Origin of the sequence: Porifericola rhodea (genome assembly GCF_030506305.1) — a bacterium.
Lineage (GTDB): Bacteria > Bacteroidota > Bacteroidia > Cytophagales > Cyclobacteriaceae > Catalinimonas > Catalinimonas rhodea.
The window spans coordinates 32,651-49,799 of sequence record NZ_CP119421.1; the positions used below are offsets into that span (position 1 = coordinate 32,651).

Sequence of the window (17,149 nt, forward strand, 5' to 3'; positions counted from 1 at the left end):
GCTGGCTTCCTAAAGAGAAGACAGAGGTTACTTGCAAAGCGTTGGAGGCTAATTCTAAATTTAACAATATTCTTATAAAAGCCTATTGAAGTAATGGCTTCAGGCAAATATTCATTTAATACCCACTCAGAAATTAAGCAGCTTTTTAGAAATAAAAGCTTTTCGGAAAATTTTCAAATATCATACCTTTGCGCGCTATGGGAAAAAGGAAGAACATAAAGTTGGAGCAGGTAACCATTGAAAGAATGGCTGCAGAAGGGAAATGTATAGCTCACCATGATGACATGGTGGTTTTTGTGAAAGATGTAGCTCCTGGAGATGTAGTAGACCTTAAGGTGACCAAGCATAAAAAGTCATTTATGGAGGCTCGCCCACTACATTTTCATAAACTTTCTGAGTTGAGGACTGAGCCTTTTTGCCAACACTTTGGTATATGCGGTGGATGCAAATGGCAGCATATCCCCTACAGCCTGCAATTAGAGTATAAGCAACAGCAGGTTATAGATAATTTTGAACGTATTGGCAAACTACAAATTGGTCAGGTTCTTCCTATTGTACCTTCTGAAGAAACCCAGTATTACCGAAACAAGCTGGAGTATACCTTCTCTATCAACCGCTGGTTAACAAGAGAAGAAATTAGTACCAGAGAAGATTTTGACCGTCGGGCATTAGGTTTTCATATACCCCAGAGCTTTGAGAAGATTCTTCCTATTGAGCACTGCTACCTTCAGCCAGAGCCTTCTAATTCGGTGCGACTGGCCCTGGATGAGTTTGCCAAAACCCATGACATAAGCTTTTATGATCATGTAAAGCATAAAGGTATACTTCGGAACCTTATCATACGCACTAGCAATGCAGGTGAGCTTATGGTCATCGTGCAGTTTGGAGGCGATGCCCAGCAGGCACCAGAGACCGTTGAAAAGGTGATGAGCTTTTTGAAAGAGCATTTTCCTGAGATCACTTCGCTGCAATACATTATCAATCCTAAAAAGAACGATACTTATTTTGATTTAGAGGTAAATTTGTATTCGGGCAACGATTACATTACTGAAAAGATGGAAGACCTGACTTTCAGAATTAGCCCAAAAGCATTTTACCAAACTAATGCTAAGCAGGCATATGAGCTGTACAAGGTAGCCAGAAGTTTTGCTGACCTCAAAGGTGATGAAGTAGTTTATGATCTCTACACTGGTACAGGTACTATTGCAAACTTTGTTGCTAAGCAGGCCAAACAGGTGGTTGGTATAGAATATATAGAGGATGCCATACAAGACGCTAAAGTAAATGCTCAGCTCAACCAGATGGACAATACTCTCTTTTATGCCGGAGATATTAAAGATACACTCAACGATCAGTTTTTGGCTGAGCATCAAAGACCTGATGTCATTATCACTGACCCACCCAGGAGCGGCATGCACCCCGATGTGGTACAAAAGCTATTGGAAGTAGCTGCTAGACGTATTGTCTATGTGAGCTGCAACCCTGCCACCCAGGCACGTGACATTTCCGCCCTAAGTGAAAAATATGAGCTTGTAAAACTTCAGCCAGTTGATATGTTTCCTCATACTCATCATGTGGAAAGTGTGGCATTACTTACGCTGAGGGAACAGGCTTAGCCAGCCTACCTCATTTTTTTTTGCTCAAATAACTTACATCTCTTTTGTTAGCAAAAAATCACATTTCTATCAGCTACTTATCAGTGAATTCGCTATTCTTTTGAGAAAACTATAAGCATTCTTTAAAATTATTAGAATCAACAACAGTTTGACCTTTCTCAATATTTCAGAATTCAATTAAAACTATAAATTTTCTAATAGACAAAATCAGATTTATTCTAACTAATTATTAGATTATTTATACAATATATGTATATGTTAATACTTATATAATTTTTTAATTTACCCTCAGACTTAAGTAATTTTCACAGGTTATAGCTACGCTTACTTACAAGCTTTGCAGCCAAAATTCTATTCTTAAGTTTTTATTTAAATAATACTCTTTTACTCCTGAATATTAGTTAGCTTGTCTTACTAATTTTTAAAATATTTCCATTTTGTTACCTGTTAAAAACAGGGCGATAATTTTCAAATTTCTGGAAGAGGGGGTTTTTCTATAATTTCACTAGCTGATGAAGAAAAGTGTGTGAACAAGCCCGTAATTTTTTATGAATCACTCGTACCGAAACTCAAAAGAAAAACCAAAAAATGCTCATCATTCCTCATCATACCATGCGTTGAATGCGCCTTCTAATAATTACTCTTTTTTTCATTCAGTAGCTGAATACAGCCTACACGTACAGCAGTTTCTTCCTGGTATGATTTACTCTGAGGATCAGGGTAAACTTGATGAACAAACTTTCTTTTTTTCTAAGCATGCACTAAGGCAGGTGATTCAAAAGGAACCCTACGCTTACTACATCTGTGATTTGAGCTCGGTACTAAATCTGACTGAGGCTACTGCTGAGCTTTTGCGTAAACGTTCACATGAGCTTTTTAACGAGAGCTGCTATATATTTTATGTAATTAAGGAGGATCAGGAGTCGGCAAAAGATCTACTATCTAAAACCACTGAGGGCAATCCGATAATGATAGTTAGTTCTTCTGAAGAGGCATACAAGCTGTGTATGAAGCATAAGTTCAAACAAAATATAAGTGAACATCAGCAATTGGAGCAGTTAGAAAAGGAAGAGCTCATCAACATTATACAGGCCCAGAACCTACAGCAGGAGGCGATGATCAACTTTATGATGTCTTCTTCTGGAAACACCCATGATACCATCAGCAGAATTAAAGACGAAATAAATGTAAAGGTTCAGGAAGGCACACAGGCTTCCTCGCTACATGAAATTAAGTCTTTGCTTAACAGTTTTGAGCATGATGTTCTCCAACAGCTTCAGGAAAAAGAAGAGACGCTCAACCGCAAAACAGCTAACCTACATGCTGTAATTGAAAGCACCGATATGTGTGTGGGCTTACTGGATGAAGAAGGTAAGCTGCTGGACTGTAACCAACGCTTTGCTTCGTTTTTTGAAGACTTTTTTGAAGAAGAGTTAGAAACAGGAGATAAAGTTCTGAAGCTGAATGAGAAGTCCCCCTTTCAGCAAAACTGGAAACAACATTTTAACCAAAGTATAAAGGGAGAGCACACTCAGTTTTCTGAGATACTGACCTCCAAAGGTAAAAGTACCATTCTAAACGTTCGCCTCTTCCCAATTTTTAGAGATAGTACAGTAAAAGGCATCTCCTGCTTTATTCAGGACCTTACTCAAAAGCAACAGGAAGAAGCCCTATTCCGACTGCTTAATTCGGCCATAGTACATACAAACGACGCTATCTTGATCACAGAGGTTAAATCTAATGATTTTCAGCATGGCAATGTTATTTATGTAAACCGTTCGTTTACAAAACTAACCGGCTACGAGGAAGATGAAGTACTAGGCTATAGCCACCACTTACTAACCGGTGAGCTTACTTCGGCAGAAGAACTTGAAAAGATAAATGAAGCAGTGGCCAGAGGAGAAAATGCAAAAGCGGAAGTTATCAACTATAAAAAAGACGGCACCCACTTCTGGGTAGATTTTGCGGTAGTTCCTCTAAAAGATGATGATGGAGAAGTCACACACTGGATTTCTATTCATCGGGATATTTCGGAGCGTAAAAAAGCGGAAGAAACTATCCGCCACCATAAGCTATTTTTAGACTCCATAGACAAAAACATAAAGGAGGCTGTTCTTAGAACAAACAAACAGGAACAACTACAGTATACCAATCAATCTTTCCGCGATCTATTTGGCTACGCCGAAGACGAAGTAAAGCTCAGTGAGCTTTTCGCTACACCAGAAACTGTTAAAGTATTCTTTAACGAACTGAAAGAGGGAATGATTAACAACCGTTCTTTTCAGTTTAAACGTAAAGACGGCAGCACTTTCTGGGGACTTACCAGCTTCATCATCAACGAGGACAATGGCAAGAAGTACTATGATGGAGCTATTCGTGACATTACCGAAAGAAAAGAATCTGAGCGTATTCTTCAGGAAAAGAATAAGGCATTACTAAAAACGAATGAGGAGTTAGACAGATTTGTCTACAGTGCCTCTCATGACTTAAGAGCTCCTTTAGCCTCTACTCTTGGCCTGATTAACATTTCTCGTTTTACTCCAGAAAGAGATGAACTTCTCAAGTACCTGGACATGATGGAAAAGAGCCTGAATAAAATGGATAAAATTATTCAGGACATTACAGACTACTCTCGTAATGCCAGGCTGGAAATTGAGTGTGAAGAGATACATTTTGAGAGTATGATTGCAGATGTACTACAGCGCTTAAAATATCTGGAACACATAGATAATGTGAATATTAGTACTAGCATAGAGGGAGCAGACAAATTTTATACGGATAAGATTCGCTTGTATGTCATACTAATCAACTTAATATCCAATGCGATAAAGTATCATAAATACGAAGAATCTAACCCCTACATTAATATCAAAGTAAGCATAACAGAGGAGAAGGCACATATTTTGGTAGAAGATAATGGTATCGGTATTGAGGAAAAGCATCTGGACAAAATCTTCGGTATGTTTTTCCAGGCGGCACGCGAATCTACAGGTTCCGGCTTAGGTTTATTCATTGTCAAAGAAACCATAAACAAGCTAAATGGCAGTATTGATGTAAAATCTAAGCTGAAAGAAGGCAGTAGTTTTGAGGTGGTGCTACCCAATGAGATACAGAGTGTTGACCTATAGTGCAAGCGAAAATGGAAAAAATAAAGCAGGTAATACTAATAGATGATGACCCTATTAACAACATCATTTTTCAGAAATTATCAGAGTTCGTAGATTTTGCAGAAGAGATCGTATCTTTCTTAAGCGCAGTAGATAGTCTGGATCATCTGCAACAGCTACAGCAGGCAGAAGCTCCTGCACCAGATATGATATTTCTGGACATCAGGATGCCAATTGTAAACGGTTGGGAATTTCTGGAAAGGCTGGAAGCGATGAATACCAATGGCTATTTTGATAATACCGCTATTTACATGCTTACTTCTTCATCCGAACAGTCAGATATTAACAAAGCGAAAAACTATCAGCAGGTTACAGACTATATAGTAAAGCCCCTTTCCACCGAAAATCTGGAAAGCATCAAAGAAAAAACAATATCCCAGACTGCCTAGTCCGGGATTTTTTTTACCTGTTCTATTCTCAAATATCTAGCTTCATCTGACTTTGGCCTGCACTTTTGGCTAGTGCCGAAGGAACGGTCACCGTGAAGCATGTCCCCTGCCCCAGTTCTGAAACTACATGGATAGAACCCTGCATTTTGTCTAGTGTCTCTTTTACAATGTAAAGTCCCAGGCCTGTACCACCCTTACCTTCAGAGGCACGGAAAAACATTTCAAAAATCTTCTCTATATGGGCTTCACCAATACCCTGCCCATTGTCTTTAACCTGTATGGTAGCCTTCTGGGCATTAGCTTTCACAATCACTTCAATAAAACTATCTCTTCTATGTGGACTACTGTATTTATATGCGTTACTGATTAAATTGTTCAACACCACTTTAAGCCGGTGAGCATCAGCCTGAAAAGGATAGTTTTGCTCTATATTAATAATTTTTTTGATGCCTGAAGCATTATCCATATGAGCCATGTTCTCAAAAATATCCTCAATCAGCGGCTTAAAGGCAATGCTATCCTTTTTTACCTCCTGGTTTGCATTTCGCGAGTAATCCACAATCTCTTTAATAAACTCGTTTAGCCTGTGGATACTTTTCTCCATCATCTGAAGGTATATTTCTTTCTGGCTATCATCCTGCTCTCTCCTCAAAATATTAATCAGGCCAGAGAGAGAGGCCAAAGGGGCTTTAAGGTCATGGGTAGCACCATACACGAAGTGGTCCAGGCTTTTATTAATATCTTTAAGCTCGTCAATCTTTTTATTGAGCTTGCGCTCCATTAGTTTCTGCTCTTCCAGGCTTACAATAGTCAGGTCAAAACAAACCTGCCCTCTATCGTCTATCGCGGTAGAGGCGCTAAGCAAGGCCCAGCATGCCGGATGGTTCATTCTTTCAATACGTACTGCCTGGTTGTCAATAAACTGCTCGTCGTTTAAAAGCTTTACCAAAGTCAGTTTTTGAGACCGCTGACCTTTATATACAATTACCTCATTAGCTAATCTTCTGGAGCCAGCAGGCAGATATAATAGACCTCTCGCCTGAGGATTGGCATAGAGGATTTTACCCTCCGGGTTACAACGCAATATTCCGGTTTTTACGTGATGCCCTATAGTTGTTTCCTGCATAGAGCGCGCCTCTTTTTTATCTTCTTTTATCTCTATTTCTGAGGCGTCTATCACATTATAGACTTTTAGAGTCTGGCCCAAATCATCTTCGGTAGTGGCAGTAAATGTGTATACCGTTCTGCGCTCGCCGGTTTTGGTAATAATCTGGCGGATACCGGTATTCTGATGACCTTTAATATAGCTCTGATAATATAGACTTGCCCTTTCCCTATAGTTTTCGGGCTGGAGGATGGAGTGGGGTTTGTTGATCAGTTCCTCACGCTTATATCCATAAATCTGACAGAAAAAATCATTGACTTCTACAATCTTGTTTCTATCATCCACGACGCATATTCCGAGACTCGCCGCTCCGATCAGCGTATTAAGCAACCTTTCGGTTTGTATCATGAGACAGGTTGTATTTTTTATGGTGTAAAGCGTAGTAATGAGCTTACGAATTTAAGCATATATCTTTGCAAAAAAAGTGAATTTTACTCAGTAGAGGAACTAAATCATGAGTAAAAGCTCAGAATTTTGTACAAATACTAGACTATCAGTGACTTGCCCAAAGTAATAGCTAAGTACATCAAAAATGAAAAATTTTGATTTCTTTAAAAGAAAATATCTAAGCTGTTTACCTCTTCCTCTAACTGAGTCTCTACATATAAAAATGTAAAGATTAGTCTTTACTTTCGGGGCTTTTTATACAAGGGCACAGTACTACAAGGTTCTCCGTACATAATGCTACTTACATAAGGTCTTAGCAAGCGGGTAATCTCTGTATAGGCATAGGTAGGCACGGGTAAATTGCCACATCCTTTTACCACTACTTTCGCATCCCTGAAAGCTTCAAGGTCTACCTGAGAGAGGAGTTGCTGAAAAATGGCTGCTTCTAACACATCCGGCCCACCAAAAACTACCATCTTGGCATATGGCTCTAACTTTGAAGTCAGGAGCATATAAGCCCAGGTAGGTACAATAGCTTCAACGGTACAGGTAAGTGAAACATACTTATCCTGATACTGCGACCAGTCATGCTCTTTTACAAATGCTCTAAAATCTTTCTCCTTAAGTATAGCTTCCTGAAAGAGGTTATCTTTAATATCATATACCACGCGCTCGCCTTGAGGATAATAATCTTCCAGATTAAAAGTGACCAATGCGCTGTTCGCAACTTTATTAACTATTTCTCCTTGTGACATAATCTTATCTCTTACTGCTTAATAGGGCAACGTATCTATTTCTTTTTAGGTTTAGTAGTACGGAACTCTTTAAGATAGAAGGGCTCAAAGTAGGCAACATCTTCAAAAAGCTGCTGTTCTAATTTTTTTTGAGCCAGCATACCAATATTTGCCGCCGAGGGCTGTATACCCGCGATAAAACGAGCATTTTCCACTCCTTGCAACAGAGGCTGGTATTTATCGCTTCCATCACCAAAAAACCATATCTCCTGCGACTGCAAATATCTATCAAAGCTGTCTTTCTCTAAAACAAGTGGTGTGGTTTCCTGAATTTGCTGCCCGCTAGCATCTCTTAACTGATAGTAAACTTCCATCCTGCGGGCATCAAGCATGGGGCAAAGTATAGCCTTATGAAAGTTATATGGCTGTAGACCATAGGCCATTGCCTCTAGTGTATTAATTGCAATAAGTGGAATATCCAAAGCATAGCACAAGCCCTTAGCGGCAGAGGTACCTATCCTTAATCCGGTATATGAGCCAGGGCCCATTGAAAGAGCTACTGCATGCAGCTGTGCTTTATCAACCTCACAATAACTGAGCATATCGCTTAGCAGTGGATGTAGAATAGATGAATGAGATTTGTCCAGATGGAAGTCCTGCATGGCCAGCAGTTGCTGGTTACGGTGCAGAGCTACAGAGCATGTTTTGGTGGCAGTTTCCAGGCTCAGGATGTAGCTCATAATTATTTATTTTTAGCTTAGTGTTATAATTCTTTATTTTGAGTTTACGGGTATCTTAGCGCAGCATGTTACTCATAATAGCAAATTTAGCACATTTTTAACTAGCAACCTTTTCTGCCTACATACTCACGAAACAATGAAATTACAATGATAGAAGATATTTACGAGAAATTTCTGAAATGCGGACATGTTTCTACCGATACCCGCAAGATTGAAGCAGGCAGTCTTTTTATAGCTCTCAAAGGAGATAAATTTAATGCCAACCAATTTGCTGCGGACGCTCTGGAAAAAGGTGCCCGCTATGCCATTATAGACGAAGCCAATTACAAAACTGGAGATCGATACATATTAGTAGAAGATAGCCTTAAAGCCCTACAGGATCTGGCCAGACACCATCGTCGTCAGCTTAATATTCCTGTGTTGGGTATTAATGGTACTAATGGCAAAACTACAACCAAAGAACTGGTTAACAGAGTACTGAGCAAAAAGTATAAAACGCTGGCCACACAGGGAAACCTAAACAACCATATCGGAGTGCCACTTACGTTATTGCAGCTTCAGCCAGAACATGAAATAGCGATCATTGAATTGGGAGCAAATAGCATAGGAGAGATTATGTTACTCTGCCAGATTGCTGAACCTACTCACGGACTTACCACAAATATTGGCAAAGCACATATGGAAGGTTTTGGTGGTTATGAAGGAGCCATCAGAGGTGAGAGTGAGCAATATCACTACCTCATTCAGACAAAAGGCAAAGTATTTATCAATTCTCAGAACCATATTTTGAGCAATATGGCTAAACGCTTTAAGTCTCCTTACTTCTATCCCGCACAAGGAGATTACTTCAGCTGTAAATTTATCAGCGCTGACCCATTTATTGTATACAAGCATGAGAATGGGCAGGAAGTAAAGACCCAACTTATTGGAGCTTATAATTTTGAAAATATTGCCGCTGCACTCTGCATAGGCAAATTTTTTGAGGTGCCCGCAGAGATTGCCAATGAAGCAGTGAGCACTTACCAGCCTTCCAATAAACGTTCGCAGTTGATTGAGAAAGGGTCTAATACTATCATTATGGATGCTTATAATGCTAATCCTGACTCTATGCAGGCTGCTATTAAAAACCTTGATGCAATGAGGGTAGACCGAAAGGTAGCCATACTTGGAGATATGTATGAGTTGGGAGTGGATAGCTCCGCAGAGCACAGAGCTATAGGAGCTTTACTTTCTCAAACAAAGATTGATGAAGTCTTACTCTGTGGAACTCTTACAAAAGATACGCTGGAAGCTTTTCCTCAAGCAAGACATTTTGAAAAGAAAGAGGAACTGGTAAACTACCTGCAAAGCCAATCGTACAACAATGCTACTTTTTTACTAAAAGCCTCTAGAGGCATAGCCCTGGAAACAATACTTGACTATTTATGAGCCTAAAATTAGTGTTAGACTTTCTGGACGAACTTTCTGTCAACAATAACAAAGAATGGATGGATGCCCATCGGGGGCAATATGAAGAGGCTAAGGGAGAGTTCAAGCAATTAATATCTCACCTTTTGGGTGAACTTACTTTTATAGACGAAGGCTTACAGGGGCTTTCTCCAAAAGATTGTATTTTCCGAGTTAACCGGGATATACGTTTTTCAAAAGATAAATCTCCTTATAAAAATAACTTTGGAGCCTATATGTCAGAAGGGGGCAAAAAATCTCCTAATGCTGGTTATTACCTTCATGTTCAGCCCCATGGAAAGTCTTTTATTGGTGGCGGAATGTATCACCCTGACTCCGAAACCCTTGCAAAGGTAAGGCAGGAAATTGACTACAATGCTGCTGAGCTCAAGAATATTGTCTCTGGAGAACATTTTAAAAAGTATTATAGCAGTATACAGGGCGATATGCTAAAGAAAGCTCCGAAAGGCTACCCTACAGACCACCCAAACATAGAGTTGCTTAAGCTGAAAGATTATATAGTCATTCATAAACTCAGCGATGAAGAGCTTACGACACCTGATTTTAAAGAGCGCGCGCTGGAAATGTTCGGTGCAATGGAACCCTTCGTCAGGTATTTAAATGTAGCCATTAGCTAAAAAAACACCCTTACTAAATGGTAAGGGTGCTGTATTTTTAAGGTGAGCTGTGTTTATTTTGCAGCTTCGTAGCGCTTACTTACTTCTTCCCAGTTTACTACATTCCAGAATGCAGATATATAATCAGGACGTTTGTTCTGATAGTTCAGGTAGTAAGCATGTTCCCATACGTCAAGACCCAAGATAGGAGTACCTTTTACTTCAGCAATTTCCATTGCAGGATTATCCTGGTTAGGAGTAGACGTTACTTTTAATGCACCATTAGCATCAACAATAAGCCATGCCCATCCTGAACCAAAACGAGTAGCGGCTGCATTGTTAAATTCTTCCTTGAACTTATCAAAAGAACCAAAAGCGGTGTCAATAGCACTTGCTAAATCTCCACTTGGCTGCCCGCCTCCATTAGGAGAAAGTACAGACCAAAAAAGTGAATGATTGTAGTGTCCTCCACCATTATTACGTACTGCTGTAGAAAGGCTACCCATATTTTTCATGAGATCATCCAGAGATGAGTCAGCCTGAGGCGTACCTTCTATGGCTGCATTCAGTTTGCTCACGTACCCACCATGGTGTTTACCATGATGAATTTCCATAGTTTTGGCATCAATATGAGGTTCAAGTGCATCAAAAGAATAAGGTAAATCAGGTAATTCGAATGCCATTGGTTTGTTTATTTAAGGTTTAAAAAAATACTTAAAAAATCATATCAAAATGATTTTGATCAATGCAATTTACATAAACGAGTATTCAAATTCATTGTTTCTAATCAAAACTTAGCGATTGTATAATTCGCTTAGTATATAAGTAAGTGTAGAATTTAAAGCAAATTCAGTGTCAAATAGGATAAAATTAATCATACAAGCTTCCTGGGTAGGAATAGCGGGTAACACACTACTCGCATTTGTAAAAATGTATGTAGGCTTTACTGCTCATAGCCAGTCAGTTATAGGTGATGGTATAGATACATTTTCAGATATACTTACTTATGTTATCATTTTGTTTACTGCTCGTATTAGCCAGAAACCTCCCAGTGTCAAATATCCTTATGGCTATCTGCGAGCAGAAACTATAGCCAGCAAATTTTTATCTTTTTTTATTTTTTTTGCGGGTGCTCAACTCCTTTATGCTAACCTTTCTACGCTAATCAGTGGTAAAGAAAGAGCACTACCCGAAGCCCTGGCTCTTTATGTTACAGCTGTATCTATAGTAGGAAAATTTCTACTGGCCTATTGGCAATTCTATATTGGGAAGAAAACCAACAGCCGAATGCTAATCGCCAATGCCAAAAATATGCGCGCAGATGTGGTGCTATCTATATCAGTGCTAATAGGTACCGCAGCTACCCTCTACTTTCAGATGCCACTGATAGATACACTCCTTGCCATCGTTGTAAGTTTGTGGATTTTAAGAATAGGTTTTAAGGTATTCATGGAGTCTAACACCGAGCTTATGGATGGAGTAGATGACACATCGGCTTACGAAAGGGTTTTTGAGGCTGCGGATGCTGTCAAAGGAGCATACAATCCGCACCGAGCTCGCATCCGGAAAATGTCTAATCTTTATCTTATTGACCTGGATATTGAAGTAGATGGGCAGATGAGTGTATCCGATTCACATAAGATAGGTGTGGCAGTAGAGCAGGAGATTAAAGACCGACTGGACAATGTGTATGACATCATGATACATATTGAACCCAAAGGCAATTATGAGGTTGATGAAAAGTTCGGCCTGAGTAGAGACCAGCTATAAGGCTTACTTAATAATAAAAAGGCCTGGAAATCCAGGCCCTTTTCATGTTCATGTAACAAAATATATGCACATTGGCATCTTTAAGATTCTAATTCTATACCAAGAACTTCCAGTGTTTGTACATCATCATGCATAGCAATCTGTGCTATCGTATTAAACCTATACATCCACTGTTGTAACTCATTAAGGGCTTTATCGCGCTTCATAGTAGCCTCATGCGCTTTTTTCTGTAGCTTTTTCTGCATCTGCTGCGCATCTTTTAGTGCCTCTATCATAGCTTTGCTCTGAGCAAGCTCAGCCTTACCAAGGCCATAAGCATTAAGATCTTTTACAATAAGATCAATGTTTTTATAAAAAAGAATGGCCTGATCCAGCCAACCGTCAGATTGTAGACTTTTACTACCATCCAGATTTAAGGCTTTTTCTAAACCAGGTGTATCGTTCAGGGCTTCTTTTATAGTTTTTTGATGTTGTATGTAGGCTGCATAAGCCACTTTTTGGTCTTTCTGAATTACTTCCAGAAACTCATTCTTATTGTCAAATTCCAAGTTATATTGTTTCTGCTGGCGCTTCAGTTCTTCAAGCAGATTTTTTCCGATAGCTAGCTGGTTTGCATCATAGTGGCAGGCTTCAAGTTTTTTTTGAATGTCTGGTTGGCCTAAGGCTCTCTCAATCATTGAATTTGCTCTAAGTAGCAACGTATCTACATTATAGATCACCATATCTTCATTTTTTTTGCACAAAGTACGATGAATCTATTGCCTGCACCTTTCAGTTATACCAACTATAGTACTTTAGAAAGATATTATTTTAGTAAAGTAATTTTATACTACAAACAGTCCTAAAATGGATTTGTGAACTTTATAATACGTATTAGCTTAATATTAATAGTACAAAATCTCGCATTCTATATCCACAAATCAATAATTCAACATAATATCTTACAAAAAAAGCCAGAATATTGCTCCGGCTTTTTTTTAGTCAAGTCATTCTAATCTATATACCCTTCCATCATTTCTTTAGTGAGCAATGTCTGATCTTTGGAAAAGTCGTATAAAGTAAGGCTTCTTAAATTATAAAAATCTGTCCAGAAATCTCTCAAAGACTGCACATACTGACGACGAGCCTGATCTTTTTCCTGAAGTGCAATATTCAGATCTGTAATACTGATTTTACCAATCAGGTAACGTTGTTTGGCAATTTCAAACCTACGGTTAGCAATATCATCCGCGACTCTGGTAATCTCTACCTGATCTCTCAGCATCTTAAAAGTTTTAACCTGAGTATATACCAACTGCTCAAAATTAATACGCTCCTGTTCTATGCTGTACTGGGTAAGTTTGTAATCTGCTTCAGCAGTTTTCACTCTGGCTTTCTGCCTTCCCCAATTCACAATAGGTATGTTAAATCCTATTTGCAAACGTTGCTGGTTTTCAGGAGTATCGTACAATCCTGTAAACTCATCTCCTCTATTTGTAAGTCCGTAGGTAGCATATAAATTTGCCTGTAGCCCGCTATTACCTTTGGCACGGGCAACTTCTCGTTCAGCTTCTTTTACCCTCCTCACATATTCAACCGGATTAGGATGGTTTTGCAGCGCCTGGCTTATTGCTGTCTGCTCATTAACATCAAAGTTTGGTATTACATTCGGTAGCCCCAAAACTATAGGTTCGCTGTCATTTAAACCAAGGTAGGAGCGCAAACGCAAGGTACTTGTTTCCAGATCTAATTGTGCCTGAGCAACATCCTGACGTGAACGCATAACATTATACTCTACCTGTAACAGATCGTTTTCACCGATTTTACCAAGGTTGTACCTCCCTTCAGAAATTTGGTAAATGGTATCGTTATTTGCCAGGTTCTGCTGCGCCATATTCAGGTTAATCTGCTGCAAAAGCACATCAAAATATAGATCTGTAGCCTCTACAGCTATCTGCTCCATCTCCTCAACGTAGTTCTTTTTAGAAGCCTCGTAGCGGAGTGGCTCTACCTCTTTATTCCACTTGAGTTCATTGAACCCAAATAGCGGCTGGCGCAGGCCTATAACTGCCGGGTTACCACTATAGCTGGTTTCGTCTACTTCAAAATTGTCAAATCGCTGAAGCTCAGACTGTACGAAAATCTCTCCACCGGAAAAACCAAGCTGCTGGCTAACTCCTAAATTAAGCTGTACCAGGTTTTGGTTTACCCTCCTAAACTCATAGCTACCATCCGGCTGACGAATGGCGTCATTGCTTCGTAGATAGCCAGGTAGCGTACCTTCAATATACACCTCCGGACGGTAATCTGACAGATAAGTACGGTAGCGCCAGTAAAAGTTTTGCCGACGGGTATCTGCCAATAGAGCCTGTGGTGACTGGTTTCTGGCCAATGACACAATATCATTTAAGGTATATTGCTTCAGATAAAGCAGGCTATCATTTTGGGCATAGCTCGCTGTACAAAAGAAAAAGAAAAATAGGCCAATACAGAGTAGTTTATTCATATCTGAGTGAGGTTATAGGATCCTGGTTCGCTGCTTTACGGGCCGGGGCTATTCCAAAAATAAGGCCTACAGTAGCAGCTACACCAAAGGAGAGAATGATGGAAGTAAAAGTAATGACGGTAGGAATCTCCGCTATTTTAGAAATACCAGTAGCGATCAATACCCCGGTGATGATTCCAATTAAACCACCAGCAATACTAATTAACATGGCTTCAAAAAGAAACTGCCAGATAATGTCAGCCTTCTGCGCTCCCACAGCCAGCCTCAAACCAATCTCTTTTATCCGTTCCATCACAGAGGCTAGCATGATATTCATAATGCCTATACCTCCTACCAGTAATGAGATACCTGCCAGTGCTCCCAATACGATATTAAAAATCTGGTTGGTTCTTTGTTGCTGCTTAATAAGAAGCTCAGGTATTTCAATTTCGTAATCTATCACTCCATAATGCTTGCGCTCCAGCATGCGTGACAGAATTTCGGATACTTTGTTGAGCGAGTAGCTTTCATCAATACTTATCACGAGGCGGTCTAGCTGATGGTAATTTTTCTTCTCTTTAAATTCCTCACCACTTTCAGTATCATCACTTCGTGAAACCATCTGGCTATTTGCCATTTCTATCATCCGCTTAGTTACAAGAGAGCGATCGCGATAACGGATTAGCATGGTATTAATGGGCACATACACATCCATGTTATAATTACGGATGCCCAGCTTATTGATATTCTCATCGGTAATGAGCCTTTTGTCAAGTACTCCCACAATAGTCAGCCACTGGTCTCCTACTTTAATAGGCTTACCCAAGGCGTCTTCTTCACTGAAAAACCGGTCTTCTATAGACTTACCAATAATGCATACCGGCTCACCCTCACGTATCTGTTCCTCGCTAAAAGACTCTCCGTAGCCTATCCTAAAGTTAGCTACATCAAAATAGTCGTTCTTTACACCTACCAGCTTGGCAGACCTGCGAATACCATTCTTAATAATATATTTATCCATGATAATCTCCGGGCTTACTGTCTGTACTCCCGGTATCACAGCTTCTATACTACTGACATCGTGCATCGTCAGTCCGGGAGAAAACTTTGGTTTCTTCTCACTGGGTGAGTCAGAAGTAAGATCTTCTTCGGTCTGCTCTATTACTGGTTTAATGATAATATTATTTACCCCTACCAGTTTTATCTGTTCCAGTATCTCTTGCTGAGCCCCTGCACCAATACCCAGCATCGCAATCACTGCTGCTACCCCAAAAATGATACCCAGTGCAGTAAGGAGAGAACGCAACTTATTTGCTAATATCGCCTCCAGAGCTATATTAAAGTTCCCAAAGATTTTCTCAGTCATTCCCCTTGTCAGTTAGCGGTTGAGGCTCTTCTTCCAGATAAGCAATTTGCTTCTGGTCAGGGTTAGCCGGGGTAGACAAATAAATTATATCGTCTTCTTCCAGGCCCCTCTCAATGACCACCATATCATTACCTTTGGCACCCAGAGCTATTTCCTGTTTTACGGTAGATAGTCCGTTCTTTTTAAAGACATAGGTAAGGCTGTCGCCCTGGCTATAGACTGCTTCCATAGGCACTACCAGCACATTTTCTATATAATCAGTGATAATGGTGTTGCTGGTTGTCATGGCTGGGCGAAGCGTCGTATCGCTTTCGTTAATCAGCACGGTTATCTCAAATACCTTAGCATCAGAATTAGGACGCTGCTCACCCACATTAGCCACTTCCGTAACTACGCCGGTAAGTCTTTTCTCTGGAAAGGCATCCAGGCCTATCTCTACCTCCTGCCCTGTCTGTACGCGACTGATGTCTACTTCATTGACATAGGTCTTAGAAATCATGGTAGTCAGGTCTGGGAGCGTAGCAACTTCAGGCTCCCAGGCATGAATTTGCGAGCCTTCTCCTTTCTTTTTGCCATTCCACTCTCGGGCATAGATCACCATACCATTTTCAGGAGCTTTAATGATAAACTTTTTCGCCAATTCCTGTAGTTGAGTTAGATCAATCTGGTCATCTTGTAGTTTGGCACTGGCCTGAGCCATTTGCGAGCGGCTTTTTTGCAGGGTAAGCTGATACTCTTCTTTGGCCTGCTCTAGTGCACGAGTAGCTTTTTCAAGCTCCAACTCTGCCTGTTTGATAGTGGCAGGTGGCTCATACTGAGACTGTTCTAACTCCAGTTTCCTTTTTTGCAGATCATACTCCAGATTGATCAGTTTATCGCGCTTTTCTCTCAAATTGATGGCGGTATCTATCTGGGTCTGCTCGTACTTGTTCATACTCTCCTGCACATCCAGTTCCTCTTCCCGAATCTTGTTGCTCAGCTCAGAGTTATCCAGTCGGGCTACATAACCGCCTTTTTCTACTATTGTACCTTCAGGCACGATATCATCAATTTTTACCTGATAGATTCGGGCATTACGCAGGCCAATTGGCCCCATCACACTCACAGAGTTTTTAGCCTGAAGCTCTCCTGAAACAGCTACATCTAGCTGAAGATCTGTCTTCTTCACTTTGGTAAGGATGTCCTGTTCAGTTTCGTTTCCCTGGTCGCTAAAGTAAAAATACGCCAATGCGGCTACGACCAATGCAGCGATCGGAATAATAATTTTTTTGGTCATGATTGAATAGTT

At 40.1% G+C, this 17,149-nt stretch carries 14 protein-coding genes; 6 read left to right on the forward strand and 8 right to left on the reverse strand.

Features of this window, described 5'->3' with window-relative positions; all coding sequences use genetic code 11:
- Positions 1–197: 197 nt before the first annotated feature.
- From rlmD to PZB74_RS00155, 3 genes are all read left to right on the forward strand, one after another.
- Positions 198–1,616, forward strand: coding sequence for a 23S rRNA (uracil(1939)-C(5))-methyltransferase RlmD (rlmD, locus tag PZB74_RS00145; protein ID WP_302239773.1), 1,419 nt, complete (start codon positions 198–200; stop codon positions 1,614–1,616).
- 548 nt (positions 1,617–2,164) lie between these two features.
- Positions 2,165–4,744, forward strand: a complete 2,580-nt coding sequence (locus PZB74_RS00150; protein WP_302239775.1) for a PAS domain-containing sensor histidine kinase — start codon at positions 2,165–2,167, stop codon at positions 4,742–4,744.
- Positions 4,745–4,755: 11 nt separating this feature from the next.
- On the forward strand, positions 4,756–5,172 hold the full coding sequence (locus tag PZB74_RS00155) for a response regulator (RefSeq protein ID WP_302239776.1): 417 nt from the start codon (positions 4,756–4,758) through the stop codon (positions 5,170–5,172).
- Positions 5,173–5,200: 28 nt separating this feature from the next.
- Here PZB74_RS00155 and PZB74_RS00160 read toward each other — a convergent pair whose 3' ends face one another.
- The 3 genes from PZB74_RS00160 to tsaB form a co-directional block, all read right to left on the reverse strand.
- Positions 5,201–6,685, reverse strand: a complete 1,485-nt coding sequence (locus PZB74_RS00160) for a PAS domain-containing sensor histidine kinase (RefSeq protein WP_302239778.1) — start codon at positions 6,683–6,685, stop codon at positions 5,201–5,203.
- A 278-nt stretch (positions 6,686–6,963) separates the two neighbouring features.
- The gene (locus PZB74_RS00165; protein ID WP_302239780.1) at positions 6,964–7,479 is read right to left on the reverse strand and encodes a DUF2480 family protein; all 516 of its coding nucleotides are present in this window, start codon (positions 7,477–7,479) and stop codon (positions 6,964–6,966) included.
- Between the two features lie 35 nt (positions 7,480–7,514).
- Positions 7,515–8,198 carry a tRNA (adenosine(37)-N6)-threonylcarbamoyltransferase complex dimerization subunit type 1 TsaB gene (gene tsaB / locus PZB74_RS00170; protein WP_302239781.1) on the reverse strand — a complete coding sequence of 228 codons (684 nt, stop codon included), beginning with the start codon at positions 8,196–8,198 and terminating at the stop codon, positions 7,515–7,517.
- 147 nt (positions 8,199–8,345) lie between these two features.
- Between tsaB and PZB74_RS00175 the strand changes: the two genes are divergently transcribed.
- Positions 8,346–9,626 (forward strand): UDP-N-acetylmuramoyl-tripeptide--D-alanyl-D-alanine ligase, encoded by a 1,281-nt coding sequence (locus tag PZB74_RS00175; RefSeq protein ID WP_302239782.1) that lies wholly within the window; start codon positions 8,346–8,348, stop codon positions 9,624–9,626.
- Positions 9,623–10,282 (forward strand): DUF2461 domain-containing protein, encoded by a 660-nt coding sequence (locus tag PZB74_RS00180; protein WP_302239784.1) that lies wholly within the window; start codon positions 9,623–9,625, stop codon positions 10,280–10,282. Before PZB74_RS00175 ends, PZB74_RS00180 begins: the two co-directional genes overlap by 4 nt.
- Positions 10,283–10,335: 53 nt before the next feature.
- On the opposite strand, the gene PZB74_RS00185 is transcribed toward PZB74_RS00180, so the two are convergent.
- The gene (locus tag PZB74_RS00185) at positions 10,336–10,944 is read right to left on the reverse strand and encodes a superoxide dismutase (protein WP_302239786.1); all 609 of its coding nucleotides are present in this window, start codon (positions 10,942–10,944) and stop codon (positions 10,336–10,338) included.
- 169 nt (positions 10,945–11,113) lie between these two features.
- Here PZB74_RS00185 and PZB74_RS00190 point away from each other — a divergent pair, with 169 nt between their 5' ends.
- Positions 11,114–12,031, forward strand: coding sequence for a cation diffusion facilitator family transporter (locus tag PZB74_RS00190; protein ID WP_302239787.1), 918 nt, complete (start codon positions 11,114–11,116; stop codon positions 12,029–12,031).
- Positions 12,032–12,111: 80 nt separating this feature from the next.
- Here PZB74_RS00190 and PZB74_RS00195 read toward each other — a convergent pair whose 3' ends face one another.
- From PZB74_RS00195 to PZB74_RS00210, 4 genes are all read right to left on the reverse strand, one after another.
- A complete protein-coding gene (locus PZB74_RS00195; RefSeq protein ID WP_302239788.1) occupies positions 12,112–12,753 on the reverse strand; it encodes a PQLLE family protein in 642 nt (213 codons plus the stop codon).
- 269 nt (positions 12,754–13,022) lie between these two features.
- A complete protein-coding gene (locus PZB74_RS00200; RefSeq protein WP_302239789.1) occupies positions 13,023–14,516 on the reverse strand; it encodes a TolC family protein in 1,494 nt (497 codons plus the stop codon).
- Complete coding sequence (locus PZB74_RS00205) at positions 14,509–15,861, reverse strand: ABC transporter permease (protein ID WP_302239791.1); 1,353 nt, start codon at positions 15,859–15,861, stop codon at positions 14,509–14,511. Before PZB74_RS00205 ends, PZB74_RS00200 begins: the two co-directional genes overlap by 8 nt.
- Entirely contained in the window at positions 15,854–17,137 is a 1,284-nt protein-coding gene (locus PZB74_RS00210) for an efflux RND transporter periplasmic adaptor subunit (RefSeq protein WP_302239792.1), read from the reverse strand. The genes PZB74_RS00205 and PZB74_RS00210 overlap by 8 nt, the downstream gene beginning before the upstream one ends.
- Positions 17,138–17,149 lie beyond the last annotated feature (12 nt).